Genomic DNA, 25,424 nt, shown 5'->3' on the forward strand with positions numbered 1-25,424 from the left:
TGATGCACCATTCTCCTGCGCGCAGACGGTAGCCGCCTTTCCAACCAAAAACAAAGCCCCGCGCGAAGGCGGGGCTTCGTCTCTTTTCCGTCGGCGCGCGATCAGTCGCCCATCTGCTTCTGCAGATGCTCGCGGCGCTCCTGCGCATCGAGCGACAGCGTGGCGATCGGGCGGGCGTCCAGGCGCTCCAGGCCGATCTCCTCGTCGGTCTCCTCGCAATACCCGTAGCGGCCTTCCTCGATCCGGCGCATGGCCTTGTCGATCTTGGAGATCAGCTTGCGATAGCGGTCGCGCGTGCGCAATTCCAGCGAGTTCTCGGTCTCGCGGGTGGCGCGCTCGGCCTCGTCGCCGACGTCGCGCACTTCGTCGCGCAGGTTTTCCATCGTCTGGCGCGACTCTTCCACCAACTGGTCGCGCCAGTCGCGCAACTTGTTGCGGAAGTAGGCCAGGTGCCTGGGGTTCATGTACTCCTCGTCGTTCGAGGGACGGTAGCCCGGCGGCAGGTCGATGTTGATGGTGGAAGGCAGGGCGTAACGGCCATCCTCGCGGGTCACGCCATTGTCGAGAGTTGTAGCGGAATTATTCATTGAGGACTGCGGGGTCTTCTGCTTCTTGAGTGGGGTATGGCGTGCGGTGGCCGTGGCCACGCGCGGGGACACCATCGCGACGGCACTCGCCACTTTGCCCTTCATGGGCGCAACGGCGGGTGATGGAGATGTTTGCTTGGCGACGACCGGCGCGGCCTGCTTGAGCGGCGCCGGTGCGCTGGCGGCGGCTTTGACAGGCTTGGCCGGCGCGGATCTTCCTGCAGCGGCCTTCTCGACGATCTTGTACGGCACCTTCGTGACGGCCTTGGTCGCAGCCTTGCCGGCCTTCGCGGGCGCAGCCGGCTTCGGCGCTGCCTTGTTGGCCTGCTTGGCCGGCGCCGCCTTTTTCGGAGCCGGTTTGCCCGCGGGCCTGGTCGGATTTTTCGCCGCAGGCCTGGACGGGGACTTGGCCGGCTTGCCGGCCGGCGCAGTCTTCTTCACTGCCGGAGCCGGCTTGCGGGCGACGGTCTTGCTGGCAGGCTTCTTCGCGGCAGGCGCCTTTTTGGCGGGGGCCTTCTTTGCCACGGACTTGGCCGCGGGCTTCGCGGCCGTCTTGCCGGCAACCGGCTTGCGCGCAACCGATTTCTTCACCGCCACTTGCTTGGCTGCCGGCTTGCGTGCGGGCGCGGCCTTCTTGGAGGCGGCGCTCTTGGCGGCCCGGGCGCTGCTGGCGGCGACCTTGGGCTTGGCGGCCTTGGCTTCTTTCGCCTTGCCCGCAGGCTTCCCTTTCTGCGCCTTGGCGGCGGTCGAACTACGCGTCGTTTTCGCCATTTCCCTTCACCGTTTTGGCCGTGGCGGCCGGGTGTTATAGCCCATGCGCCTTACACCAGCAACAGGCATCTGGAATACTTGGAGGCACTACATGCCGCGAGCCGTTTGGGCTGCGTGAACAAAGTGACCCGATTCCTGCTCCTCCTGCTCGGCTTGTACAAACGCTTGCTGAGCCCCCTGCTGGGTCAGCGTTGCCGCTTCCACCCCAGCTGTTCCGATTATGCACGGATTGCCATTGTGCGCTTCGGTCCCGTACGCGGAGGCACGCTCACGCTGTGGCGCATCATGCGCTGCCAGCCGCTGTGTACCGGCGGCACGGACCCCGTGCCGGAGCATTTCCATTTCACCCACTGTCGCCCCCGAGGCGAATCCCGACCCCAGCGATGAACCGGCGAAACGGTCAGTGATCCCCGCCAGGCCTGGACAGATTAAACCTGCGGCGCCGAAGCACCGCTGACATTCGATCCCGCACCAGGAGGAAGCGAGCGGGAGCCGCGTACATTGGCAAAGGGAAGGCAATAAGCTGTTCGCGAGGACGGCAAAGCCCCTAGCCCGCGGAGCCATAGCCGCCCGGCACGCCCTTGCTGGCGTAGGCGACCGCGTCGTGCGGATGCAGGCTTTCCTGATGTTCCAGCCGCACGTGGAAATCGGCGATGCGCGGATCGGCGTCGAGCGCCTTCTGGATGCGCCGCGCTGCATCTTCGCAAAACATCAGATTGCCGCCATTGGCCAGCGCGAAGGCTTGCTCGTCTTCGCGCTTGACCGCGGTCTGCACCGGCGTACCGAGCGCCCCTTCGACGCGATCCAGGGTGGAGATCAGGTTGAAACCCACGCCATCGGCCAGGCGCACCAGCAGCCGCGCCACGCTGCGCTGCGCATGCGGCGTGGCGACAATGCCCTGCTCGCTGCCCAGCCATGCCATTACGGCGGCATGGTCGACCGGCTTGCCAGCGTCGAAATCGCGCGCGAACTGTTCCTGGATGAGCTGGCGCGACAACGCGGCGGAGGCCGGACAGGTCGAGGAATAGACCACTTCGGTGCCCAGCTCCAGTTGGAAGCCGTCCGCGCCGAGACTGGCCTCGATCGACACCGGATAGGCGCGCCAGCCGCTGTTGGCGCTGCGCAGCGCAGACCTGCGGACCAGATGGTCGAAGCGGATACTGAGGCGGGCGCGATCGGACAGGTCGTGGTGCGACTCCAGAAACGCCCGCAGCAGCGCTTCGATGGTCGCCGCATCCAGCGGATTGGCGCTGAGATGCCTGTCGACCAGCAGGTAGAGCCGCGACATGTGGATGCCGCGCTTGTCCGGCCGGGTCAGGTTGACGAAGGCTCCCACCTGCGCGCTGGCGCGCTCGATGCTGCCGTCGCCGGCGTCGAAACGCACCGGCACCTCGATGCCGTCCATGCCCACCCAGTCCAACGCGCCGGCAAGGTGCGGCTGCGCCTGGACGGCGACATCGGGCAGCAGGCGGGCGGTGTTTTCGTGGCTGTGCATGGGAAGTCCTAGCGGCAGGCGGCGGCGCCGCGCGGCTCTCTATTTTGGGGCAGCGGACGCGGGGGCAACAGCCACGATGCGGAAACACTGTGTTGAGTGCCCGCCACCCCTGCCCCCGGTTTGATCAGGCAGCGCCCGCACGTCGCCAGCGGCGCGCGGCCTGCCAGGCCGCCAGCGTCGTCGCCAGCCCGCCGGCCGGACGCGCACGCTGCTGCAGCGCTTGCAACGGCTCGGCGGCGCCCGCGGCGCGTTGGGTCAGCCGTTCCCCCTCGCGGGACTCGATGGCACGGAACACGCTCAGCGGGCCGGGCAACCGGGCCGCTGAGCGCCAGGCCGCGGCGATTTCGCCCAGTTGCTCGCGCACGGCGGCATTGCGCGCGGCGCCGGGGCGACGCAACTGGTCGCGGCTCAGGCCGTGACGCGCCAGCGAGGCCATCGGCAGCGGCAGCCGGTCGCGCTCGGCATCGTCATCCAGGCGGCGTAGCGCGTGCAGCAGGTGCCCCAGCGTGGCGAGCCGGGCGGCGCGCTCGGATGAGGCGGCATTGCCGAACCACCAGGCGGTCTCCAGCGCAGCCAGCGCACCATGCAACTGCGAGACCGCCGCCAGTTGGGCGGCAAAGTCGGCGGCGGTGCCCTCTTCCAGTTGCGCCATCGCCGCCAGCACCGGTGCGAGCCAGCGCTCACCGCCGATGCGGCTGGCCCGCTCGTCGTCGAACAGCACCCGGGTCAACGGATGGCGACCGCCGCTCTCGGCGGCGCCAGCCAGTTCTTCCGCCCACCAGTTGAGCTTGGTGGCGGCCACGTGCGGTTCGCGGATGCCGTAGGCTGCAGCGAGGAGTTCCTGTTCCAGCGCCGCCAGCGCGATATGCCCGGCGTGGCGCGACGGTTCGACGAACGCGAGCGCGACGCGCTGTGCCGGCTGTGCGGCCAGCCATTTGTCGACATAGCTCTGCAGCGCGTCGTGGCCGGCGTCCATCACGCCACCGCCTGGCCGCGGCGCAGCCACCGGGCGAACTGATCGGGCGTGTCGAGCACGGCGTCGGCGTTCCATTCGTGCGGGTCGCCACCGTCCAGATAGCCCCATGCCACCGCCACGGTGTACAGCCCGGCCGCCGCGCCGGCCATCACGTCGCGCCGATCGTCGCCGACGAACAGGCTGCGGATCGGGTCGATGCCGGCGCGCTCACAGGCCAGGCGCACCGGCGCCGGATCGGGCTTTTTCACGGGCAGGGTGTCGCCGCTGACGACCGCCGACGCGCGGCCAGCCCATCCGATCCGCCGCAACAGCTCGTCCGTCAGGAAGCCTGCCTTGTTGGTGACGATACCCCAGCGCACGCCGGCGGCCTCGAGCTGGTCCAGCATGGGCTCGATTCCCTCGAAGGGACGCGTGGCCTGGCCCATCACCGCTCCGTACAGTTCGAGATAGCGATCCACCCGCGCCTCGACCGCGGGTTCGCCCAGCTGGCCGAAGGCGCAGCGCAATACCGCGCGCGCGCCGCGCGAGACCACTTCGCGCACTGGCGCATAGGGCGGCACCGGCGCGCCCTCCTCTTCGCACTGGCGTTTGAGCGCGGCATAGAGATCCGGCGCGCTGTCGAGCAAGGTGCCGTCGAGGTCGAACAGCACGCCTTCGAGGGTGAGCGGCAACGGCTTCATGCCGGCTTGCGCGCGGACAACAGGTAGTTGACCGCCGTGATGCGGCTCAACGAGGCCTTGCGGGTGAGCGGGTTGTAGGCCAGGCCCGAGACATCCTCCAGTTCCAGCCCCGCGTGGCGCAACAGTCGGCCGAGCTCTGAGGGCTTGAGGAACTGCGCGTAGTGGTGGGTGCCGCGCGGCAGCAGGCGCATCACGTACTCGGCGCCGAGGATCGCCGCGCCGAAGGCGGCAGGCGTGCGATTGAGCGTGGACATGAACAGGCGGGCGCCCGGTTTGAGCAGCCCGGCCAGGTCACGGACCAGCGCGACCGGGTCGGGAACGTGCTCGATCAGTTCCATGCAGCACACCGCGTCGAAGCTGGATGGTTCGCTGGCTGCCAGCGCGGCCGAGGACTGCACTCGGTAGTCGACCTTCAGCTCCGACTCGAACAGGTGCAGCTTGGCCACCTCGATCACCTTCTCGCCCAGGTCGATGCCGGTGACCTGCGCGCCCTCGCGCGCCAGCGCTTCGCTGAGCAGACCGCCGCCGCAGCCGACGTCGGCGACCTTGGCGCGCGGCAGGTCCACGCGTGCGGCGACGTAGGCTGCGCGCACCGGATTGAGGTCGTGCAGTGGGCGCGATTCGCCGTCTGGATCCCACCAGCGGGCAGCCAGCTTGTCGAAGCGGGCGATTTCGTCGGGACTGACGTTGGCGGTGGTTGTTTCGGTCATCGGGGTGTCCTTCGACTTCACTTCGCTACGCCCGGGTAGGGCTCGCGCGCGAGGCTAGCGCGCCTGCCATTCGTACACTGTCACGTCCCAGCCGCCGCTTACATGGGCTGGATCGCGGTGGGCGACGGCATGCGCCTCGACCAGGTCCGTCGCGCGCAGCAGGTAGGCGCCGCCCGACTTGTCGCCGAACGGGCCGGAGCGCTCCACGCGGCCCTCTGCACGCAGTTCGTCGAGGAAGCGCTGGTGTGCCGGCACCACGGCAGGATCGAACTGCGGACGACGCATCACCATGACCAGATACAGATTCATGCGTACCTCTCAGGAGAACGCGGCGATGCGCTCGCGCCAGGCGTGCGCCTTGGCCAGGATCGCCGCCGGATCGATGTCTACCAGCTCGCGCGCGGCCAGCTTGCGGCGACCGGCAATCCACACGTCGGTGACCTGGTGCCGGCCGGCCGCGTAGGCGAGCTGCGAGGCGACATGGAACAGCGGCTGTGTCTCGATGTCGCTCAGCCGCACGGCGGCGAGGTCGGCCTGCTTGCCCGGCTCGATCGAACCGATGCGGCTTTCCAGGCCCATCGCCCTGGCGCCGTTGAGCGTGGCCGCGCGAAGGGCATAGGCTGCTTCGAACGCGGCCGCATCGGCGGCCACCGCCTTGGCCAGCAGCGCGGCAGTACGCAGTTCGCCGATCATGTCCAGGTCGTTGTTCGACGCGCAGCCGTCGGTGCCGATGGCCAGGTTGACGCCGGCGCGGCGCAGCTTCTCGGCCGGGCAGAATCCGGAGGCCAGCTTGAGGTTGGACTCGGGGCAATGCACCACCGACACGCCCGCTTCGGCGCAGGCGGCGATCTCGCCTTCGGTCAGCTGCGTCATGTGCACGGCGATCAGCCGGTCGTTGACCAGGCCCAGCTTCTGCAGGCGCTGGAACGGACGCAGGCCGGACTTCTTCCTTTCTTCCTCGACCTCGGTCGCGGTCTCGTGCAGGTGCAGGTGGACCGGGATGTCGAGCTGGTCGGCCAGCACGCGGATGCGCTCGAAGCTCTGGTCGGACACGGTGTACGGCGCGTGCGGCGCGAACGCCGTGCCGACCAGGCCGTCGCCGCGGAAGCTGTCATGCACTTCGCCGGCGCGCTCGAAGTACTCGTCCTGGCTCTTGGCCCAGGCGGTCGGAAATTCGATCACGGGCAGGCCAACCACGGCGCGGAAGCCCAGGCGCCGGTAGGTCGCCCCGATCACGTCGGGAAAGAAGTAGTTCTCGTTGGCGCAGGTGGTGCCGCCGCGCAACATCTCGGCCACCGCCAGTTCGACGCCGTCGCGCACGAACTCCGGCCCGATCACCTTGGCTTCTGCCGGCCAGATGTGTTGCTGCAACCAGGCCATCAGCGGCAGGTCGTCGGCCAGCCCGCGCAGCAGCGTCATCGGGTTGTGCGTGTGGCTGTTGACCAGGCCGGGGATCAACGCGTGTTCGAGCAGTTCCACCCGCTCGCGCGGCGCGTAAGTGCCGCGTGCCTGGGCGATCGGCAGGATCGCCCTGATCTGGCCGCCGTCGACCGCGACCGCATGGTTGTCCAGCACGACGGCGTGCGGCTCGACCGGAACCACCCAGCGGGCTTCGATGAGCAGGTCGATCTCGGTGGCGGCTGGAGTCATTGCGGCCTCGTCTGGCGGGGAACGAAAACGGCACGGCGCCTGCGCTGCCGTGCCGTCGGGTTTGCTGCTGCGGGCGCTTACTTGCCGACGCGGCTGACGTATTCGCCGGTACGGGTGTCGACCTTGATTATCTCGTCGGTGCCCACGAACAGCGGCACGCGCACCACGGCTCCGGTTTCCAGCGTGGCCGGCTTGCCACCGCCGCCGGAGGTGTCGCCGCGGACGCCCGGATCCGTCTCGGTGATCTTCAGCTCGACGAAGTTCGGCGGCTGCACGGTGATGATCTCGCCGTTGAACAGCGTCACCACGCATTCTTCCTCGCCCTTGAGCCACTTCGCCGCATCGCCCACGCCGGCCTTGCTGGCCTGGTGCTGCTCGAAGGTTTCCTGCTGCATGAAGTGCCAGAACTCGCCGTCGGAGTAGAGGAACTGCATGTCGGTGTCGGTGACGTCGGCGACCTCGAAGGAGTCGGACGACTTCATGGTCTGCTCGGTGGTGCGGCCCGTCTTCAGGTTGCGGATGAAGATGCGGGTGAACGCCTGGCCCTTGCCGGGCTTGATGAAGTCGGCGTCGGTGATGACCCACGGATCGTTGTTGTGAAGGATCTTCATACCCTTCTTGACGTCGTTGAGACCGGCGGTCGCCATGCGCTTTCTGCTCCAGAGGTAAACACCGCCGGTTCCGGCGGCTAAAATAGGGGTTTGCACGGGCCCAAAGCCCGCCTCAAGGCCGACCATGATAACCGCAAGCCCCGCCGCCCGCCTATCGCCGGCCGCGCCCGACTGGCGCGAGCTGTGGCGCGATGCCATCACCGACGCCGGCGAGCTGCTGCAGGTCCTGGGGCTCGCGCACCTCTCCGACCGGCTGCCTCCGGGCGATGCCGGTTTCGCGTTGCGGGTGCCGCGCGGTTTCGTCGCGCGGATGCGCCCGGGCGATCCGCGCGACCCGTTGCTGCTGCAGGTGCTGCCGCAACTGGCCGAGCTGGATCGGGTGCCGGGTTTCGGCGCCGACGCGGTAGGTGACCTGGCCTCGCTCGAGGCCCGGGGCGTGCTGCACAAGTACCAGGGCCGCGCGCTGCTGATCGCCAGCGGCAGTTGCGCGGTCAACTGCCGTTATTGCTTCCGCCGGCACTTCCCTTACGGCGATGGGATCGCCGCCGCCGGACAGTGGCGGCAGGCGCTGGCCCACCTGCAGTCCGATCCGACCATCAGCGAGTTGATCCTGTCCGGCGGCGATCCGCTGGCGCTCTCCAACTCCAAGCTCGAAGAGCTTGGCCGGGGGCTGGCCGAACTGCCGCACGTGACCCGCTTGCGGATCCACACCCGCCTGCCGGTGGTGCTGCCCGAGCGGGTCGACGCAGCCTTCCTGGCCTGGTTCGACGCGTTGCCGCTGCAGAAGGTTGTCGTGCTGCATGCCAACCACGCCAACGAGTTCAACCCGGCCGTGGACGCCGCCTGCGCGGCACTGCGCCAGGCCGGCGCCACCCTGCTCAACCAGTCGGTGCTGCTGCGCGGGATCAATGACGACACGGCCACGCTGGCCGCGCTGTCCGAACGCTTGTTCGCCACAGGCGTACTGCCCTACTACCTGCACCAGCTCGACCGCGTGCAGGGCGCGGCGCATTTCGAGGTGGACGATGCGCGGGCGCTTGCGCTGGTCGAAGGGATGCGCGGCCGCCTGCCCGGCTACCTGGTGCCACGGCTGGTGCGCGAGGTCGCCGGGGACGCGTCCAAGCGTCCGCTGTAGTCCCATGGCCCGGTCGTGCCGGAACAGATCTCCCATCTCCGGCCCGGCGAAGACGAGGCGGACGTTGCCGTTGTTCGTCCTGCCGCTGGCGCTCTTCCGGCGAATCCGCTACAAACCGTGAACGGGGATGAACGGCCGAACGCCGGCTCGCCTCCGGTCGCGGCGAGGGGCGCCAGCGATCCAGCCGATCCAAGGGCAGCCGCCAGGGCTCAATGAAAAAAGATTCCGTCATCAAGATCCTCTTCGTCGAGAAATCCGTCGAGGACGCCGAGCAGATCATCAGCCTGTTGCGCAATGCAGGCATCGCCGTCCGCCCGGCGCGGGCGACCCAGGCCGACCAGATGCAGGCGGCACTGGACGAGCTGGAACCGGACGTCGTCCTGTTCGACCCGGCTGCTGGCCTGGAACTGCGCGAAGTGGTCCACCTGCTGGATGCGCACGGGCGCGACGTGGCGCTGGTGGCGCTGGTGAACCAGCTCGATACCCAGAGCGTGGCGGAAATGTTCGTCGGCGGCGTGCGTGGCACGGCGCTGCGCACCCAGCCGAAGCAGTTGATTGCGGTGCTGCAGCGCGAGTTCGACGCACTGCATACGCGCCGCCAGGTGCGCCTGCTGGAGGCTGCACTGCGTGAATCCGAGCGCCGTTGCGATGCCCTGCTCGACTCCTCCACCGACGCCATCGCCTACGTGCACGAAGGCATGCACGTGCGCGCCAACCGCGCCTACCTGGAAACCTTCGGCTACGACGATTTCGAAGACCTGCTTGGCCTGCCGGTCCTGGACATGATCGGCACCGCCGATGCCGAAACCTTCAAGAACCTGTTGCGCGCCCATTCGCGCAAGGAGAAGGCACCCAGCCAGCAGGAACTGCAGGCGCGCCGCGCCGACGGTGGCACCTTCAAGGCCACCGTGGAGTTCGCCAGCGCGACCTTCGAGGGCGAACCCTGCCTGCAGATCGTGTTCCGCCGCCAGCAGGTCGACCAGGCACTGATCGAACAGCTGCAACGCGATCCGGTCACCGGCCTGCTCAACCGCGCCCGCACGCTGGAATACATCGACGAGGCGGTCGCCGCCGCGGCCAAGGGCAAGAAGGGCCAGACCCTGCTGCTGATCGAGCCGGACAACTGGCAGACGATCGTCGCCGGCATCGGCCTGGGACAGGCGGACGAACTGCTGGCCGCCTTCGCCGGACGGGTCAGCGCCCTCCTTGGCGAGACCGACATGGCCGGCCTGCTGGCCGAACATACCATCGGCGTCATGCTCGACACGCGCAGCGACGAGGGGATCAAGCAGTGGATCAACGGCCTGCTGCAGGCGGTGGCGAGCGAGATCTTCGACGCCGGCACCCGTTCGATCACCGTCGCCGCGAGCATTGGCGGCAGCCTGCTGGGCGAGAAGAACGCCAACGCCGAGCTGCTGCTCAACCAGGCCAGCCAGGCCCTGCGCAACGCGCAGAGCCAGGGCGGCGGGCGCATGGAACTGCACGACCCCGCAGCGCGTGAAAAAGCCGAGGAAGAGCGCGAGCGCTACTGGCTGCAACTGCTCAAGCAGGCGCTGGAGCAGAACAACTTCGTGCTCTACCACCAGCACACGGTCAGCCTGCAGGACGCCGAAGGCGAATACTCCGAAGTGCTGCTGCGCATGAATGGCCCGCAGGGCGAGGTGCTGCCCGGCTTCTTCATGCCCATAGCCGAGAAGCACCAGCTCACCCCGGCCATCGACCGCTGGGTGATCAACCGCGCCATCGAAGTGCTCAAGGCGCGCGATGGCCAGGGCATCCAGACCACCTTCTTCGTCAAGCTCACCGCCGACTCGATGCAGGACGCCGCCTTCCTGCCCTGGCTGGAAGACCGCCTCAAGCGCGCCGCCCTGCGCCAGGGCCAGCTGGTGCTGGAGATGACCGAGAGCAAGGTGGTGACGCTGCTGCGCCCGGCGCAGGAATTCATCCAGCGCTGGAAGAAGATGGGCGGGCGCTTCGCGCTGGAACAGTTCGGCTCAGGCCTCAACTCATTCCAGTTGCTGGCGCACATCGACGCGGACTACCTGAAGATCGACCGCACCTACATGAACCAGTTGCCGCAGCACCCCGAGAACCAGAAGAAGATCGGCGAGATCTGCGCCCAGGCCCACGAGATGAAGCGCCTCACCGTGGCCGAGTGGGTCGAGGATGCCACCAGCACTTCGCTGCTGTTCGCCTGCGGCGTGGACTTCGTGCAAGGCAACTTCCTGCAGGAGCCGCAGCGATTGCTGTAGCCGGCCGCCCGCAGAGCCGGCTGCAGCCAGCTTCCTGGCCAGAACGAAAAAAGCCCCGCGGATCGCTCCGCGGGGCTTTTTCGTACGTGCGCAGCTGCCTTCGCTTACTCGGCGGCAGCGGCCTTGGCGGCCGCCTTGGCAGCCGACACGGCGGCGATGTCTTCCTTGATGCGGGCAGCCTTGCCTTCCAGGCCACGCAGGAAGTACAGCTTGGCGCCGCGCACCTTGCCCTTGCGCTTGACCTGCACCGAATCGATCGCCGGGCTGTGCGCCTGGAACACGCGCTCCACGCCGGTGCCGTGCGAGATCTTGCGCACGGTGAAGGCCGAATGCAGGCCGCGGCTGCGCTTGGCGATGACGATGCCCTCAAAGGCCTGCACGCGTTCGCGGTTGCCTTCCTTCACCTTGACGTTGACCACCACGGTGTCGCCAGGGCCGAATTCCGGCAGCTGGCGGGTGATCTGCTCGGCTTCGAACTGTTCGATGATCTTGTTCATGGCAACACCTGATTGAATTTGCAATTACTGCGGCTTGACGGCCGCTTCGTCGTGCCGCTGCTGCTCTTGTCGAGCATGCTCGCGGCGGAATTCTTCAAGCAATGCGCGGGACTCCTTGTCCAGCGCGCATTGCGCCAAAAGGTCGGGCCGTCGCAGCCAGGTCCGTCCCAGCGACTGCTTCAGGCGCCAACGGCGGATCGCCGCGTGGTCGCCGGAGAGCAGCACCTCCGGCACGTCACCCAGTGCGTCATGCACCGGCTTCGCATAGTGCGGACAGTCGAGCAGCCCGTTCGAGAACGAATCCTGCTCGGCGGACTGCGCGTCATTCAACGCGCCCTCCTGCAACCGTCCCACCGCGTCGATGACCACCGCCGCGCCGAGCTCGCCCCCGGACAGCACATAATCGCCGATGGAGAGCTCCTCGTCGACCTCGTGCGCCAGCAGGCGTTCGTCCACACCCTCGTAACGCCCGCAGAGCAAGGCGAGGCGCGGCATCTTGGCCAGCGCTTCCACCCTGCCCTGCGTCAGCCGCGCTCCCTGCGGACTGAGATAAATCACGTGCGCCGGTTCCGGCGCCGCCTCGCGCATGGCCTTCATGGCCGCCCGCAAGGGCTCGATCAGCATCACCATCCCGGGTCCGCCGCCGCACGTGCGGCCGTCCACGGTGCGGTAATTGTCGGTGGCGTAGTCGCGCGGGTTCCAGGTTTCCACCTGCAGCAACTGCCGCTGTTGCGCGCGTCCCACCACACCGACGGCGGCGCACTGGCGCATGAAGTCGGGAAACAGCGTGACGACATCGATGCGCATCGGATCCTCGATTCCTAGAACTCCGGATCCCAGTCCACCACCATGCGTCCGCCGGAAAGATCCACCGAACGCACGTAAGTCCCCTGGACGAAGGGCACCAGCCGCTCGCGCGTGCCGTCCCTCACTACCACCACGTCGTTGGCGCCGGTGGCGAACAGGTGGCTTACCCGTCCCAGCGGCACCCCTTCGGTGGTGACGACCTCCAGACCTTCGAGGTCGACCCAGTAATACTCGTCCTTGCCGGGCGACGGCAGCAGCTCGCGGGCGACGTGAATGTCCTTGCCCACCAGCGCTGCGGCAGCATCGCGGTCATCCACGCCGGGCAGTTGGCAGATGAGCCCCTTGCCCTGCGGACGCCCGGTGATCCCGGCGACCTCCATCACTTCGCCCGGCGCCTTTTCGAGCAGCCAGGGCTGGTACTTGAAGATCTGCGTGCGGGGCTCGGTCCAGGATTCAATCTTGAGCGCGCCCTGCACACCGTACAGCCCGACGATGCGCCCGACCAGGACGCGTCGACCGGCTGTGGCCATGCTTAGGCGGCAGCCTGCTGCTTGCCCGCTTCCTTGAGCAGGGCGGCGACCTTGTCGGTCAGCTGGGCACCCTTGCCCACCCACTCGTTGACGCGCTCGACGTTGAGTTCGAGGCGCTTGTCCTTGCCGGACGCGACCGGGTTGTAGAAGCCCACGTTCTCGATGCTGCGACCATCACGCTTGTTGCGCTGGTCGGTCACGACGACGTGGTAGAACGGACGGCCCTTGGCGCCACCGCGCGAAAGACGAATCTTGACCATAAGTAAAAGCTCCAGAGGTGCCGGCGACACCGGCAACACGCACGGGATCCGCGCGCGGTAAACGCGGCATTTTAGTGGAATTTCGGTAAAAGGGAAGCCCTTGGCGGGCTACCGGGGGAACGCCAGCTCTTGCCGGGGCCCCAGCGCGTGCCCTTTACGCCTCAACGCATCGGTGGAAACCCCCCACCCATCCCGCCCATGCCCTTCATGGCCCCGCGCATCTGTCGCAGCAGGCCCTTGGTGCCGCCCTTGGAGAGCTTGGACATCATTTTCTCCATCTGCATGTACTGCTTGAGCAGACGGTTGACGTCGGCCGGCTGGGTGCCCGAGCCACGCGCCACGCGCGCGCGGCGCGAGCCGTTGAGCAGGTCGGGATGGCGGCGCTCCTTCTTGGTCATCGAGCCGATGATCGCGACCATGCGCCTGATCTCGTTGTCGTTGACCTTGGACTTGACGTTGTCCGGCAGGTTGGCCACGCCAGGCAGCTTGTCCATCAGGCCGGCCAGGCCGCCCATGTTGTTCATCTGCTCGAGCTGGTCGCGCATGTCGTTCAGGTCGAAGCGCTTGCCCTTCATCACCTTCTGGGCAAGCTGTTGAGCCTTCTCCTGGTCGACCTTGCGCTCGACTTCCTCGACCAGCGACAGCACGTCGCCCATGCCGAGGATGCGCTGCGCCACGCGGTCAGGATGGAAGGGCTCCAGCGCGTCGGTCTTCTCGCCGGCACCGAGGAACTTGATCGGCCGCCCGGTGACGTAGCGCACCGAAAGCGCCGCGCCGCCGCGGGCATCGCCGTCGGTCTTGGTCAGCACCACACCGGTCAGCGGCAGCGCCTCGCTGAAGGCCTTGGCGGTGGTGGCGGCGTCCTGGCCAGTCATCGAATCGACCACGAACAGCGTCTCGACCGGCGTGATAGCCGCATGCAGCGCCTTGATCTCGCCCATCATGGCTTCGTCGATGTGCAGGCGGCCGGCGGTATCCACCAGCAGCACGTCGACCACTTCGCGGCGGGCCGCGGCGATCGCCGCCTTCGCAATGTCGACCGGGTCCTGGCCCGCTTCGGACGGGAAGAACTTCACGCCGACCTGCTCGGCCAGCGTGCGCAACTGCTCGATGGCGGCCGGACGGTAGACGTCGCAGCTGACCACCATGACTTTCTTTTTCTTGCGCTCGGTGAGGAAGCGGGCCAGCTTCGCCACCGTGGTGGTCTTGCCCGCGCCTTGCAAGCCGGCCATCAGCACCACCGCCGGCGGCTGCTGGGCGAGGCTGAGTTCGGCGTTGGCCGTGCCCATCACCTTGGTCAGCTCGTCGCTGACCACCTTCACCAGTGCCTGACCGGGCGAAAGGCTCTTCAACACCTCCTGGCCGACCGCCCGCACCTTCACCCGCTCGATCAGAGCCTGCACCACCGGCAGCGCGACGTCGGCCTCCAGCAGCGCGATGCGCACCTCGCGCAGGGACTCGCGGATATTTTCCTCGGTCAGCCGCCCGCGCCCGCGCAGGCGGTTGACGGTGGTGGAGAGGCGCTGGCTCAAGGACTCGAACATGGGCTGGCTACGGTTGGCAGGAACAAGCGGGCCAATATATCAGAGGGGCCTTCCGGCAGCCCTTAACGCGCCGCGTCCGCAAAAGCGAATGCGACGCCAACGTGTCCCGCAACGCACCTTTCCGCCGGACTGCCTGCGCCGGCGACTTGCGGTTGCGGCGCGTTTGCAGGCTGCGGCACCCGCCGGCGCTTCGTTCACCCGGCGAAAGCCGTGTGCGACACTTCCCGCTCATGCTGCCTGCCTTCTCGATCATCGCCATTGCCTGCTACCTGCTCGCCACCGGCCTGCTCGCCTGGCCGCTGTTCGGGCGAGGGACGGCAACGCCGTCGCCGGCATGGCAGCGCCCGGCCCTGGCGATAGCGATGCTGGCGGTACTGGCGCACGCCACGGTGCTGCTGGGCATGCACCGCGGCGCACTGGACCTGCACTTCTTTGCTGCGCTTTCGCTGGTTGCCTGCGTGGTCTCGGCACTGACCCTCTTCGTCAACCTGAGCCGGCCGGTGGCGGCGCTGGGCGTGGTGGTGTTCCCACTGGCGGCCGTGCTGCTGGCGGTCGACAGCTTCCTGGCACCGCCGACGGTCCCGGTGGCGATGGGATGGCAGATCAAGCTGCACGTCACGGTGGCGCTGGTGGCCTTCAGCCTGCTGTCGATCGCCGCGGTGCTGGCGCTCGGCCTGGCGGTACAGGAGCGCGGCCTGCGCCACCGGCAATTCGGCCCCTGGCTGCGTGCGCTGCCGCCGCTGACGCTCACCGAGACCTTGTTGTTCCGCATGATCGGCGCGGGCTTCGCTCTGCTCACGTTGACCCTGGTCACCGGCACCCTGTTCGTCGGCAACCTGTTTGGCCAGCATCTTGTGCACAAAACGGTGTTGTCGATCGTCGCCTGGCTGGTGTTCGGCGTGTTGCTCTATGGACGCTGGCGCTTCGGCTGGCGCGGGAGGCGCGCGGTCAACCTCACGCTGACCGGCATGGCCGTGCTCGTGCTCGCGTTCTTCGGTTCGAAGTTCGTCCTGGAGCTGATCCTGCACCGGCCGCTGCCGCCGCTGTAGCGCAAGCGGCGGGTCGGCCAGTCCTGCCCGCCCTCGCCGCTAAGTCGTAGGCGAGGTCGGATTTACCACATGGACCTCCCGTGTCCCACCGCCCTCGCGCCCGGATGCACGCGCTCGGCTGCCTGTAGTCTTTCCGAGCCAAGACGCAGCGCTCTCAGGGAAAAGAGAACCGATCGATTGGGCCTCAGGCGTCGCGGCAGGCGTCGATGGCCTGGGAAAGGCGCTCCACGCCGATCACTTCCATCTCGCCGACCTTGCCTTTCTTCGGCGCGTTCGCCTTGGGCACGATGCCACGGCGGAAGCCGTGGGTGGCGGCCTCCTTCAGGCGCTCCTCGCCATTGGGGACCGGGCGAATCTCGCCGGACAGACCGACTTCGCCGAAGGCAATGGTCTTGTCCGGCAGCGGACGGTCGCGCAGCGAGGACAGCACCGCCAGCAGCACCGGCAGGTCGGCGGCGGTCTCCTGCACGCGGATGCCGCCGACCACGTTGACGAACACGTCCTGGTCGTAGGCCGCCACGCCGCCGTGCCGGTGCAGCACCGCCAGCAACATCGCCAGGCGATTCTGCTCCAGGCCCAGCGCGACACGGCGCGGGTTGCCGAGCGAACTCTGGTCGACCAGCGCCTGCACCTCGACCAGCAGCGGGCGGGTGCCTTCGCGGGTGACCATCACCGCGCTGCCGGAGGTCGGCCCCGAATGCGCGGAGAGGAAGATCGCCGACGGATTGGGCACCTCGCGCAGGCCCTTGTCGGACATCGCGAACACGCCCAGCTCGTTGACCGCGCCGAAGCGGTTCTTGAACGCGCGCAGTACCCGGAAACGGCTGCCCGACTCGCCCTCGAAGTACAGCACCGCATCGACCATGTGCTCGAGCACGCGCGGGCCGGCGATGCCGCCTTCCTTGGTGACGTGACCGACCAGGAACACGGAGGTGCCGGTTTCCTTGGCGAACCGCGTCAACTTGGCCGCCGACTCGCGCACCTGGCTGACCGAACCGGGGGCTGCGGTGAGCAGCTCGGTCCAGATGGTCTGGATCGAGTCGATCACCAGCACGTGCGGGCGCGTGGCGATGGCCTGCTCGAGGATGCGCTCGATGCAGGTCTCGGCGAGCGCCTGCAGCGGCTCCAGCGGCAGCCCCAGGCGCTGCGCGCGGGCGGCCACCTGCGAGAGCGATTCCTCGCCGGTGACGTAGACGCTCGCCAGGTGCGCGCCCAGCGTGCCAAGCATCTGCAGCAGCAGCGTGGACTTGCCGATGCCCGGATCGCCGCCGATCAGCACCACCGAACCCTGCACCAATCCGCCACCGAGCACGCGATCGAGTTCGCCGATGCCGGTGTGCGTGCGCGCCTCGGTGGTCAGCGCGACGGCCGTCAATGGCGTGACCCTGGCCGCACCGGCCGCGTTGCCGGCGTAGCTGGAGCGCTGCGCGCCGACCGAGGCCTTGGTCGAGGACGCCGGTGCCAGCACCACTTCGCTCAGCGTGTTCCACACGCCGCACTCGACACACTGTCCCTGCCATTTGGAGTGCTCGGCGCCGCAATCGGTGCAGACGTAGGCGGTCTTGGCTTTGGCCATTGAGGTTGTCCCTAAGCAAGGGCGAGAAGTAATGGGGCGAGCTTAGCCCGCTGCTTTCGCATCGGGCGAGACAGCACGGACCGAAACGCTCGTCAGCTTTCGTCTTCGACGAACAGCACGCGCCGCGTCATGCCGCAAGTGAGGTCGTAGCTGATGGTGCCGGCGTGGCGGGCGACGGTTTCCGCCGGCAGGCGCTCACCCCACAGGGTGACGCGGTCGCCGACCTTGGCCTGTGGCGCCTTGCGCAGATCCAGCGTGATGAGGTCCATCGAGACGCGGCCGATCAACGGCACGCTCATGTCGCCGACCAGCACCGGCGTGCCGCCGGCGGCGCTGCGCGGGTAGCCGTCGCCGTAGCCGACGGCGGCGACGCCTATGGCCATGTCTTCCGGGCAGGTCCAGATGCCGTTGTAGCCGATGCGCTCGCCCTTGGCCGTGCGGTTGATGGCAATCAGCCGCGTGGCGAGAGTCATCGCCGGGCGGAAGCCGAAGTCCGCGCCGCTCTTGCCGTCGACCACCGAGAGGCCGTACAGCAGGCCGCCGGTGCGCACCCAATCCACGCGCGCCTCCGGCCAGCCGAGCACCGCGGCCGAATTGGACAGCGAACGCGGGCCCGGCAGGCCGCGTGTAGCCTCGTCGAAGCGGGCGATCTGCGTGCGCGTCTGCTCGCCCGCGAACACTTCGGAATCGGAAAAATGGCTGAGCAGGCCGATCTCCGGATCGAGGCCGGGCATCGCCGCCAGGCGCGCGTGCACGTCGGCGACGCGTTCGGGAGCGAAGCCGAGGCGGTGCATGCCGCTGTCGATCTTCAGCCACACGCGCAGGCGACCGCGTCCCGGTGCGGCCTCAGCCAGCCAGTGCAATTGCGCCTCGTGGTGGATGGCTGCATCGAGCTGCAACCGCTGCATTTCGGCGATGTCGCCCGGCTGATCGGGCCCGGACAGCACCACGATACGCTGGCGATGACCGGCGGCGCGCAGGCGCAGGCCGTCGCCGAGCGCAGCCACGGCGAAGCACTCCGCATCCGCGTCCAGCGCGCGCGCGACGCGCTCGAGGCCATGGCCGTAGGCGTCCGCCTTGACCACTGCCATCACGCGCGCGGGCGCAGCCATCGCCTTGATGCGGGCAAGGTTGTGGCGCAATGCGCCGAGGTGGATCGTCGCGGTGGTCGTGCGGCTCATGGCTCGGTGCGGTAACGAGGGAAACGGGGGCGCCGGAGCACGCCGCTGGCGGACACGCTAGGGCACGAGGGCACACGCTCGCCCGCCTTGGGTCGTGGCCGGCGGACTGGCCCAGGTTGCATCCTTCCGGATCGCCGCTCCGGGGCGACCTTCCTCAATCGAACGATCCCACGAACGAGTCCGGCGCGTAGTTCTCGAACTTGGTGTAGTGGCCGAGGAAGGCCAGCTTGACCGTGTCGGTGGGGCCGTTTCGCTGCTTGCCGATGATGATCTCGGCCAGGCCTTTGTCCGGCGATTCCTTGTTGTAGTACTCGTCGCGGTAGATGAACATGATCACGTCGGCGTCCTGCTCGATGGCGCCCGACTCGCGCAGGTCGGACATCATCGGGCGCTTGTCGGCGCGCTGTTCCAGCGAGCGGTTCAACTGCGACAGGGCGATCACCGGCACGTTCAGCTCCTTGGCCAGGCCCTTGAGTGAACGCGAGATTTCTGAAATCTCGGTGGCGCGGTTCTCCTTGTTCCCGGGCACCTGCATCAGCTGCAGGTAGTCGATCACGATCAGCCCCAGTCCGCCGTGCTCGCGGTGCAGTCGGCGCGAGCGCGAGCGCAATTCGACCGGCGAGAGTCCGGGCGTATCGTCGATGAAGATCTTGGCCTCGGAGAGGATCGCGATGGCGTTGGTCACGCGCGGCCAGTCCTCCTCTGAAAGGTCGCCATTGCGCAGGTGCTGGGCGTGGATGCGGCCGATCGAGGAGATCAGGCGCAACGCCAGCTGCGAGGAGGACATTTCCATCGAGAAGATCACCACCGGCTTTTTCGCGCGCAGCGCGGCGGCCTCGGCGATATTCACCGAGAACGCGGTCTTGCCCATCGAGGGGCGCGCCGCGACGATGATGAGGTCCGACGGCTGCAGGCCGGAGGTCAGTTCGTCCAGGTCGTTGAAGCCGGTGGAGATGCCGGTGAGCTGGCCGCGGTTCTCGTAGCGCTCGGTGAGCAGGCGGAAGGCGTCCTTGACCGCCTCGCGCATCGACACCGAGTCCTTCTTGCCGCGCGCGCCCGACTCGGCGATCTTGAAGACCGCCTGCTCGGCGTTCTCCAGCACCTCCTGCACGCTCTTGCCTTCGGGCCGGTAGCCGTCCTCGGTGATGCCGGTGCCCGCGTCGATCAGCTGCCGCAGGACCGATTTCTCGCGCACGATGTCGGCGTAGGCGCCGATGTTGGCCGCACTCGGCGTGGCATTGGCCAGTTCGATCAGGTAGCTGGCGCCGCCGACCATCTCGGCCAGGCCGTTGGCTTCGAACCAGTCGCCCAGGGTCACCGCGTCGCAGGGCATGCCCTTGTTGGCAAGCTCCGTGATCGCGCGCCAGATCAGGCGATGGTCCTTGCGGTAGAAGTCGCCCTCGCCCAGCTTGTCGGCGACCTTGTCCAGCGCGTCGGGGGCGAGCATCAGCCCGCCCAGCACGGCCTGTTCGGCATCGATCGAATGCGGCGGCACGCGCAGCGCCTCGACGGCGGAGCCTTGGCCGCTCTTGCGCTCGGGAACAAAGGACATGGGCTGGTTTTCCTCGCAGGCTGCCGTGCCGCCGATGGCGGCTGGCATGAAGGCAGAGGATACGCGGCGCCCTCTCAGCCGACGAGACAATAAGTCTGTGGATAAGCTGTGGGCGCCGGTGGATAAGAGCCGCCCTTCGCGACCCGAAAGGCATCGAGCGGCCGCAAACGACTGGCTGCTCCTTTCCGGAAAATCAGCGCGCCGCGGCTTCCAGCGCGCGGTAATCCTCATCGGACAACTCCAGTTGCGCGGCGCCCACGTTCTCGCGCAGGTGCTCCACCCGCGAGGTGCCGGGAATCGGCAGCATCACCGGCGAACGCTTGAGCAGCCAGGCCAGCGCGACCTGGCCGTTGCTGGCGCCGAGTCGCTGGGCGATGCGGCTAAGCACCGAGCCGGGCGCGGCCAGGTCGCCCGCCGCCAACGGATACCACGGGATGAAGCCGATGCCCTGCGCCTGGCAATACTCCAGCACCGCCTCGCTCTTGCGGTCGGCGAGGTTGTAGAGGTTCTGCACGGTGGCGACCGGGAAGTGCTTGCGCGCGGCCTCGATCTCCTCCACGCCCACTTCGCTCAGGCCCACGTGGCGGATCAAGCCTTCCTTGCGCATGGCCGCGATGACCTCGAGCTGCTCCTCGCGCGGCACCTTCGCGTCGATGCGGTGCAGTTGCCACAGATCGATGCGCTCCACGCCCAGCCGGCGCAGGCTCATCAGCACGCACTGGCGCAAGTACTCCGGCCGGCCGAGCGGCGCCCAGACGTCCGGTCCGTGACGGGTCAGGCCACCCTTGGTGGCGATCAGCATGCCCCGGTAGGGATGCAGGACCTCGCGGATGAGGTCTTCGCTCACCTCCGGACCGTAGCTGTCGGCGGTGTCGATGAGGTTCACGCCCAGCTCCGGCAGGGCCCGCAGCGTCGCGCGGGCGCCCTGTGGATCGGCCGGCTCGCCCCAGATGCCCTTGCCGGTGATGCGCATGGCGCCGAAGCCCAGGCGGTGCACGGGAATGTCGCCGCCGACCATGAACTGGCCGGAGGAAGCTGCATGGGGGGAACTGTCCATCGCCGATGTCCTTGCAAGGGAAAATCCCGTTATGGGGCCGCCGGACGACGAGGCAAGCACATCGCGTTTGCGACCCTGCCGCGGCTCCGACGAGGAGCGGCAGATGGTTCTACTGTGGCTGCAAGCGGCGTGGGGCTTCGTGCCGGGCGCGGCGCTGCTGATCGGTGCTGCCGTGGGCTATTTCGCCCGCGTACCCCAGCGGGTGATCGCCAACATCATCGCCCTCGGCAGCGGCGTGCTGATTTCCGCGCTGTCGTTCGAACTCATGGACCAGGCCTACCGCCGCGGCGGCTTCGACTCCACCGCGATCGGCTTCCTGGGCGTAGCGGCGATCTATTCGGCGGTCAACGGGTACCTGTCGCGCAACGGCGCCAAGCACCGCAAGCGCTCGGGCCACCAGCAGCCGTCCGAGAGCCAGCAGGGCGGCAGTGGCCTGGCGATCGCCGCCGGCTCGTTGCTGGATGGCATTCCCGAATCGATCGTGATCGGCCTGAGCATGCTCAAGGGCGGTGCGGTGAGCCTGGTGGCGGTGGCAGCGATCTTCCTGTCCAACATTCCCGAGGGATTGTCCAGCACTGCCGGCATGCGCCACGCGGGGCGCTCGATCGCCTATGTGGCCGGCGTGTGGGTGGGCATCGCGGTGATCTCGGGCATCGCCTCGCTGGTCGGCTACGCCGTGTTCCAGCATTTCTCGGCGGAGGTGGTGGCGGCGGCCACGGCGGTGGCGGCGGGTGCGATCCTGGCGATGCTGGCGGACACGATGATGCCGGAGGCCTTCGAGCACGCGCACGACCTGGCCGGGTTGATCACGGTGGTCGGTTTCCTGGCGGCGTTCGTGCTCAGCAAGCTGGGGGGCTGAGCGGTGGCCACTCCTAGCGCAGCTGGCTGTCCTTGCTGCCGCGGCGGTTGTAGCCGCTGATTGCGCGCTGCTCCTTGTCCTGCGCCTCCTGGCAGGCCACGCACAGGCGTACGCCAGGCACGGCCTTGCGGCGCGCCTCGGGAATCGGTGCATCGCACTCTTCGCAGTGGCTCAGGCTCGGCCCCTGCGGCAGCTTGCTGCGCGCGCGCTTGATGGCGTCCTTCACGGTCGCGTCGATCTGGTCCTGTACGGCGCCGTCGCCGGCCCAACCGATGGCCATGGCAGTCTCCGGAAATCGTCGGGAGACCGATGCTACCGTGAGCGGAGTGAACGCAGGCTCGGTGCCAGCGGAGGAGACGTGCCGATCACCAGCGCCGGCATCCTGATGTATCGCCTGCATGCCACCGGCCTGCAGGTACTGCTCGCCCATCCGGGCGGGCCGTTCTGGCGCCGTCGCGACGAGGGCGCATGGATGCTGCCCAAGGGCGAACTGCTGCCCGGCGAGGAGGCCGAGACGGCAGCGCGGCGCGAGTTCGAGGAAGAACTCGGCGCACCAGCGCCAGGCCCGGTGCACCCGCTCGGGCGCCTGCGCCAGCGTGGAGGCAAATGGGTCGAGGCGTTTGCGATGGAAGGCGATTTCGATCCGGTCGCACTGCGCAGCAACACCTTCGAACTGGAGTGGCCGCCGCACAGCGGGCGCCGCGCATCCTTCCCCGAGATCGACCGGGTAGCATGGTTCGCGCCGGCGCAGGCACGGGCAAAGATCCTGGCAAGCCAGGCGCAGTGGCTTGATCGGCTGGAGGAAGGCCTGGCGCGAGGATGGTGAGCGGGCACGGCGCTTTGGAGCGTCGGCCCGGTCGCGAGGCGGCCTCTTTCGCCCGCACTTCGCCGGTCACGCAAGCCCGGGCAAGGTGGCCCTGCCGGATCACGTGGCCTGGGCCGGAACGCGGTTTGAATGGCACCCATGCCTGCCACGACGCAAATGCCGCTGCTGTTCTGCGATGCCATGCTGGCCAGTCTCGCCCGATGGCTGCGCGCGGCGGGCTACGACACGTCACTGGCACCGGCCAGCGCGACGGACCGGGCAGTGCTGGATACCTGTCGTGCGCAATCGCGAATCGTGCTCACGCGCGACCGTCACCTGGCTGCGCACGCCGGTGTGTGCGTCCACGCGAGGCTGCTGGCCGCAGACAGGCTCGATGCTCAGGCGGTGGAGCTGACCGCGGCGCTCGGCATCGACTGGACGCGCGCTCCGTTCAGCCGCTGCCTGCTCGACAACACGCCCCTGCACGAGGCCACCGAGCAGGAACGCCAACGCGTGCCACCTCGCGCCCGTGGCCTGCCGGGACCGTTCCGTGCCTGTCCCCTGTGCGGCCGCCTCTACTGGCCCGGCAGCCACGTGCGTCGCATGCAGTCACGGCTGCAGCAATGGCACGCACTTGCCCGCTCCACCTCCCCGCCCGGCTGAGGTCAGGCGACCACGACCCCTTCACCCTGCTTGCCGGCCACCACGCAGTTGCGGCCGGCCCGCTTGGCGCGATAGAGCGCGTGGTCGGCATCCATCAGCAGCTGGCGCAGGTCATAGCCGGACTCGTCCGTCCACGCCACGCCGAAGCTGGCCGACACCGGGATGCCGGGATCTTCCCGTTCGCTCAGCGCGGCGATCGCACGCCGGATCGACTCGGCGCGCTCGATGCCGCTGTCCAGCCCGCAATCGGGCAACAACACACCGAACTCCTCGCCGCCGAGGCGGCCGAACACGTCGCTGGGGCGGACGAATTCCTGGCATGCCATCACCGCGCGCCGCAGCACCTGGTCGCCCATGGCATGGCCGTAGGTGTCGTTGGTCAGCTTGAAATGGTCCAGGTCGATCAACAGCAGGCAACCACTGCGCGCGGATCGCGCTGCGTGGTACAGCGCGTGCTCGGCCTCGCTCATGAAGTGCTTGCGGTTGTAGATGCCGGTCAGGCTGTCGCATTGGGCCATGCGCATGAACTGCAGTTGCGAGCGCTTCAGACGCAGCAGCCACAGCCCGATCACCAGCAGCCCGAGCGCGAGCACGGCGATGTACAGCCGGCTGGCCTCCACGGCCTTGCGATCCAGCGCCTGTTGCAACTGGAGGATCTGGTTCTTGCGTGCCAGCGCGTCGAAGTCGGCCTTCTTCGCCCGCACCTCTTGCTTGACCATCTGGTAGGCGAGCGCCTTGGCGCTGACGTCGTCCAGATAGGCCTTGTCGGCCGCCATGTATTTCTCCAGGAATGCCAGTGCAGCCTGGTAGTGGCCGGCCTTCTGCTCGATCCGGTACAACAGCCGGTAGGCGTCCACCAGCGGCCTGGTGTACTCGCCGCTGATGCTCGACTCCAGCGCCGCCAGAGCGTACTGCCTGGCCCGGCCGGTGTTCCCGGCGAGGTCGTAGGCCTGCGCCAGCTGGGCGTCGAACTGGGAGATCAGATCACGGTAGCGGTCGAGCTTGACGCCCTGGTAGTTGGCTTCCAGCAGCCGGATCGTGTCCCCGGCGCGCCCCTGGCTCAGGTAGTACTCGGCCAGGTCGCCACGGATCACGTTGGCGAACAGCCTTTCGCCCGTCTTCGTGCACCGTTCGATGCCGGCACGGAAATCCTGCTCCGGCGCCGCCAGCTTGCCCAGGTGGTAAGCCGCGTGGAGCACGAAATAGTTCGCTTTGCACTGCGCAGCCGCGGAGGACAATTCCTTGGTCATGCGGTTGGCGTAGTCGGCGGCGAGGTCGTACTGGCCCGTGCCGCCATACAGCTGTGCCGCCTCCGATTCGACCTGGTATCGCGCCTGCCGGTCGGTCACCCCGGGCAGCAGCCTGAGCAACTGGTCGAGGCGGACGAACGCTTCGGTGTAGCGGTGTCCCAGTCCCAACATGTTGACCGAGGTGGCACCCGCCCGGGCACGCAGCGTGATGTCGCCGGCCTGGTCGGCAACGGCCATCGCCAGGGTGGTTGCCTTGGGATAGTCGCCGATCCAGGCGGCTTCCCAGGCCTGCAGGTAACGCAGGTACCACAGCTGCTCGGTCGGCAAACGGGAGGCACCCTGGTCGAGCTGGTCGAGCAGGCGGACGAAGCGCGCGTTGTCGGTGGTCTTGATGCCGTCGGCCAGCTCGAGCAGCGCCTCCGGATCGTGTGCCGCGGCTGGCGGCTGGGCACGCACGGGACCTGCCAGAGCGGCCGAAAGCAGCAGGCCACCCATCGCCAGGAGGAAGGGCCTCGTGTGCATGGACGTGGTAGCGAGCGGTGCCGACCGACGGTGCCGGTCGTCAGCGTTGCAGTTCGGGCTGGCGCTCGTCGGCGTCGCCCTCGTCCTCATCGGGTGCCTCTTCTTCCTCGCCCGGGATCTGCACGCAGATCAGCAGGGCCCGTCCAAGCAGGCGCTGCACCGCCTCGACATCGCGGGCGGCCAAAGCGGACGCCAGGCCGGGAACCAGGTTCGCGCCAGCTGCTTGCAGCGCGTCTTCGGCGCCGTGGAAAACGCTGGCGTCCGAGCCCACGCGCTCAAGAAATTCGATCGCATCCATACTTCCCCCGATGGGCCGCCGATGGCCCGAGATACCCTGTCCAGCTACCCCTTACGGCGCCCCCCTGGCAACCGCCTGCCCATAATGGCCAATGCCGCGGCGGAAAG

27 protein-coding genes are annotated in these 25,424 nt (G+C 68.1%); 7 read left to right on the forward strand and 20 right to left on the reverse strand.

Going from position 1 to position 25,424, the window contains the following annotated elements:
- Window positions 1–101: 101 nt before the first annotated feature.
- Window positions 102–1,358: an RNA polymerase-binding protein DksA gene (gene dksA / locus BMZ38_RS18160; protein ID WP_246807279.1), complete on the reverse strand. Its 1,257-nt coding sequence runs from the start codon at window positions 1,356–1,358 to the stop codon at window positions 102–104.
- 123 nt (window positions 1,359–1,481) lie between these two features.
- On the opposite strand from dksA, the gene yidD reads away from it, so the two are divergent.
- Window positions 1,482–1,745 carry a membrane protein insertion efficiency factor YidD gene (gene yidD, locus BMZ38_RS01240; RefSeq protein ID WP_091334285.1) on the forward strand — a complete coding sequence of 88 codons (264 nt, stop codon included), beginning with the start codon at window positions 1,482–1,484 and terminating at the stop codon, window positions 1,743–1,745.
- A gap of 160 nt (window positions 1,746–1,905) precedes the next feature.
- On the opposite strand, the gene folE2 is transcribed toward yidD, so the two are convergent.
- The 7 genes from folE2 to efp form a co-directional block, all read right to left on the reverse strand.
- The gene (gene folE2 / locus BMZ38_RS01245; RefSeq protein WP_091333164.1) at window positions 1,906–2,853 is read right to left on the reverse strand and encodes a GTP cyclohydrolase FolE2; all 948 of its coding nucleotides are present in this window, start codon (window positions 2,851–2,853) and stop codon (window positions 1,906–1,908) included.
- Between the two features lie 124 nt (window positions 2,854–2,977).
- On the reverse strand, window positions 2,978–3,829 hold the full coding sequence (locus tag BMZ38_RS01250) for a squalene/phytoene synthase family protein (protein ID WP_091333166.1): 852 nt from the start codon (window positions 3,827–3,829) through the stop codon (window positions 2,978–2,980).
- Window positions 3,829–4,509: a phosphoglycolate phosphatase gene (gph, locus tag BMZ38_RS01255; protein ID WP_091333169.1), complete on the reverse strand. Its 681-nt coding sequence runs from the start codon at window positions 4,507–4,509 to the stop codon at window positions 3,829–3,831. The genes BMZ38_RS01250 and gph overlap by 1 nt, the downstream gene beginning before the upstream one ends.
- Window positions 4,506–5,219: a bifunctional 2-polyprenyl-6-hydroxyphenol methylase/3-demethylubiquinol 3-O-methyltransferase UbiG gene (gene ubiG, locus BMZ38_RS01260; protein WP_091333172.1), complete on the reverse strand. Its 714-nt coding sequence runs from the start codon at window positions 5,217–5,219 to the stop codon at window positions 4,506–4,508. Before ubiG ends, gph begins: the two co-directional genes overlap by 4 nt.
- A gap of 54 nt (window positions 5,220–5,273) precedes the next feature.
- Complete coding sequence (locus tag BMZ38_RS01265) at window positions 5,274–5,528, reverse strand: YciI family protein (RefSeq protein ID WP_091333174.1); 255 nt, start codon at window positions 5,526–5,528, stop codon at window positions 5,274–5,276.
- A 9-nt stretch (window positions 5,529–5,537) separates the two neighbouring features.
- On the reverse strand, window positions 5,538–6,869 hold the full coding sequence (locus tag BMZ38_RS01270) for a TRZ/ATZ family hydrolase (protein ID WP_091333176.1): 1,332 nt from the start codon (window positions 6,867–6,869) through the stop codon (window positions 5,538–5,540).
- Between the two features lie 77 nt (window positions 6,870–6,946).
- On the reverse strand, window positions 6,947–7,516 hold the full coding sequence (efp, locus tag BMZ38_RS01275) for an elongation factor P (RefSeq protein WP_091333178.1): 570 nt from the start codon (window positions 7,514–7,516) through the stop codon (window positions 6,947–6,949).
- Between the two features lie 88 nt (window positions 7,517–7,604).
- Here efp and epmB point away from each other — a divergent pair, with 88 nt between their 5' ends.
- On the forward strand, window positions 7,605–8,615 hold the full coding sequence (gene epmB / locus BMZ38_RS01280; protein WP_091333180.1) for an EF-P beta-lysylation protein EpmB: 1,011 nt from the start codon (window positions 7,605–7,607) through the stop codon (window positions 8,613–8,615).
- 212 nt (window positions 8,616–8,827) lie between these two features.
- On the forward strand, window positions 8,828–10,867 hold the full coding sequence (locus BMZ38_RS01285; protein ID WP_091333182.1) for an EAL domain-containing response regulator: 2,040 nt from the start codon (window positions 8,828–8,830) through the stop codon (window positions 10,865–10,867).
- A gap of 104 nt (window positions 10,868–10,971) precedes the next feature.
- Here BMZ38_RS01285 and rplS read toward each other — a convergent pair whose 3' ends face one another.
- The 5 genes from rplS to ffh all read right to left on the reverse strand — a co-directional run bounded on the left by rplS (window position 10,972) and on the right by ffh (window position 14,505).
- Window positions 10,972–11,364 carry a 50S ribosomal protein L19 gene (gene rplS / locus BMZ38_RS01290; protein WP_091333184.1) on the reverse strand — a complete coding sequence of 131 codons (393 nt, stop codon included), beginning with the start codon at window positions 11,362–11,364 and terminating at the stop codon, window positions 10,972–10,974.
- A 24-nt stretch (window positions 11,365–11,388) separates the two neighbouring features.
- Window positions 11,389–12,171, reverse strand: coding sequence for a tRNA (guanosine(37)-N1)-methyltransferase TrmD (trmD, locus tag BMZ38_RS01295; protein WP_091333185.1), 783 nt, complete (start codon window positions 12,169–12,171; stop codon window positions 11,389–11,391).
- A 14-nt stretch (window positions 12,172–12,185) separates the two neighbouring features.
- Complete coding sequence (gene rimM, locus BMZ38_RS01300) at window positions 12,186–12,701, reverse strand: ribosome maturation factor RimM (RefSeq protein WP_091333187.1); 516 nt, start codon at window positions 12,699–12,701, stop codon at window positions 12,186–12,188.
- A gap of 2 nt (window positions 12,702–12,703) precedes the next feature.
- A complete protein-coding gene (rpsP, locus tag BMZ38_RS01305; protein WP_091333189.1) occupies window positions 12,704–12,961 on the reverse strand; it encodes a 30S ribosomal protein S16 in 258 nt (85 codons plus the stop codon).
- A gap of 161 nt (window positions 12,962–13,122) precedes the next feature.
- The gene (ffh, locus tag BMZ38_RS01310) at window positions 13,123–14,505 is read right to left on the reverse strand and encodes a signal recognition particle protein (RefSeq protein WP_091333191.1); all 1,383 of its coding nucleotides are present in this window, start codon (window positions 14,503–14,505) and stop codon (window positions 13,123–13,125) included.
- 230 nt (window positions 14,506–14,735) lie between these two features.
- Between ffh and BMZ38_RS01315 the strand changes: the two genes are divergently transcribed.
- Window positions 14,736–15,554 (forward strand): cytochrome C assembly family protein, encoded by an 819-nt coding sequence (locus BMZ38_RS01315; protein WP_091333192.1) that lies wholly within the window; start codon window positions 14,736–14,738, stop codon window positions 15,552–15,554.
- Window positions 15,555–15,738: 184 nt separating this feature from the next.
- Here the strand turns inward: BMZ38_RS01315 and radA are convergent, their stop codons facing one another.
- From radA to BMZ38_RS01335, 4 genes are all read right to left on the reverse strand, one after another.
- Window positions 15,739–17,130, reverse strand: a complete 1,392-nt coding sequence (gene radA, locus BMZ38_RS01320; protein WP_091333194.1) for a DNA repair protein RadA — start codon at window positions 17,128–17,130, stop codon at window positions 15,739–15,741.
- A 92-nt stretch (window positions 17,131–17,222) separates the two neighbouring features.
- Window positions 17,223–18,311 (reverse strand): alanine racemase, encoded by a 1,089-nt coding sequence (alr, locus tag BMZ38_RS01325; protein WP_091333196.1) that lies wholly within the window; start codon window positions 18,309–18,311, stop codon window positions 17,223–17,225.
- A 154-nt stretch (window positions 18,312–18,465) separates the two neighbouring features.
- Complete coding sequence (locus BMZ38_RS01330; protein ID WP_091333198.1) at window positions 18,466–19,863, reverse strand: replicative DNA helicase; 1,398 nt, start codon at window positions 19,861–19,863, stop codon at window positions 18,466–18,468.
- A gap of 193 nt (window positions 19,864–20,056) precedes the next feature.
- A complete protein-coding gene (locus BMZ38_RS01335) occupies window positions 20,057–20,920 on the reverse strand; it encodes an aldo/keto reductase (RefSeq protein WP_091333200.1) in 864 nt (287 codons plus the stop codon).
- Window positions 20,921–21,023: 103 nt separating this feature from the next.
- Here BMZ38_RS01335 and BMZ38_RS17695 point away from each other — a divergent pair, with 103 nt between their 5' ends.
- Window positions 21,024–21,779, forward strand: coding sequence for a ZIP family metal transporter (locus BMZ38_RS17695; protein WP_091334290.1), 756 nt, complete (start codon window positions 21,024–21,026; stop codon window positions 21,777–21,779).
- Window positions 21,780–21,792: 13 nt separating this feature from the next.
- Here BMZ38_RS17695 and BMZ38_RS01345 read toward each other — a convergent pair whose 3' ends face one another.
- The gene (locus tag BMZ38_RS01345) at window positions 21,793–22,059 is read right to left on the reverse strand and encodes a DksA/TraR family C4-type zinc finger protein (RefSeq protein ID WP_091333202.1); all 267 of its coding nucleotides are present in this window, start codon (window positions 22,057–22,059) and stop codon (window positions 21,793–21,795) included.
- Between the two features lie 78 nt (window positions 22,060–22,137).
- On the opposite strand from BMZ38_RS01345, the gene BMZ38_RS01350 reads away from it, so the two are divergent.
- Together BMZ38_RS01350 and BMZ38_RS01355 are read left to right on the forward strand one after the other, a co-directional pair.
- Window positions 22,138–22,605 (forward strand): NUDIX hydrolase, encoded by a 468-nt coding sequence (locus BMZ38_RS01350; RefSeq protein ID WP_217638705.1) that lies wholly within the window; start codon window positions 22,138–22,140, stop codon window positions 22,603–22,605.
- A 138-nt stretch (window positions 22,606–22,743) separates the two neighbouring features.
- Entirely contained in the window at window positions 22,744–23,247 is a 504-nt protein-coding gene (locus BMZ38_RS01355; protein ID WP_217638706.1) for a Mut7-C RNAse domain-containing protein, read from the forward strand.
- 2 nt (window positions 23,248–23,249) lie between these two features.
- On the opposite strand, the gene BMZ38_RS01360 is transcribed toward BMZ38_RS01355, so the two are convergent.
- Complete coding sequence (locus BMZ38_RS01360; protein ID WP_175483643.1) at window positions 23,250–25,019, reverse strand: GGDEF domain-containing protein; 1,770 nt, start codon at window positions 25,017–25,019, stop codon at window positions 23,250–23,252.
- A gap of 40 nt (window positions 25,020–25,059) precedes the next feature.
- On the reverse strand, window positions 25,060–25,317 hold the full coding sequence (locus BMZ38_RS01365) for a hypothetical protein (protein WP_091333207.1): 258 nt from the start codon (window positions 25,315–25,317) through the stop codon (window positions 25,060–25,062).
- Between the last annotated feature and the right edge of the window lie 107 nt (window positions 25,318–25,424).

The organism is Frateuria terrea (assembly GCF_900115705.1).
Taxonomy (GTDB): Bacteria; Pseudomonadota; Gammaproteobacteria; order Xanthomonadales; family Rhodanobacteraceae; genus Frateuria_A; species Frateuria_A terrea.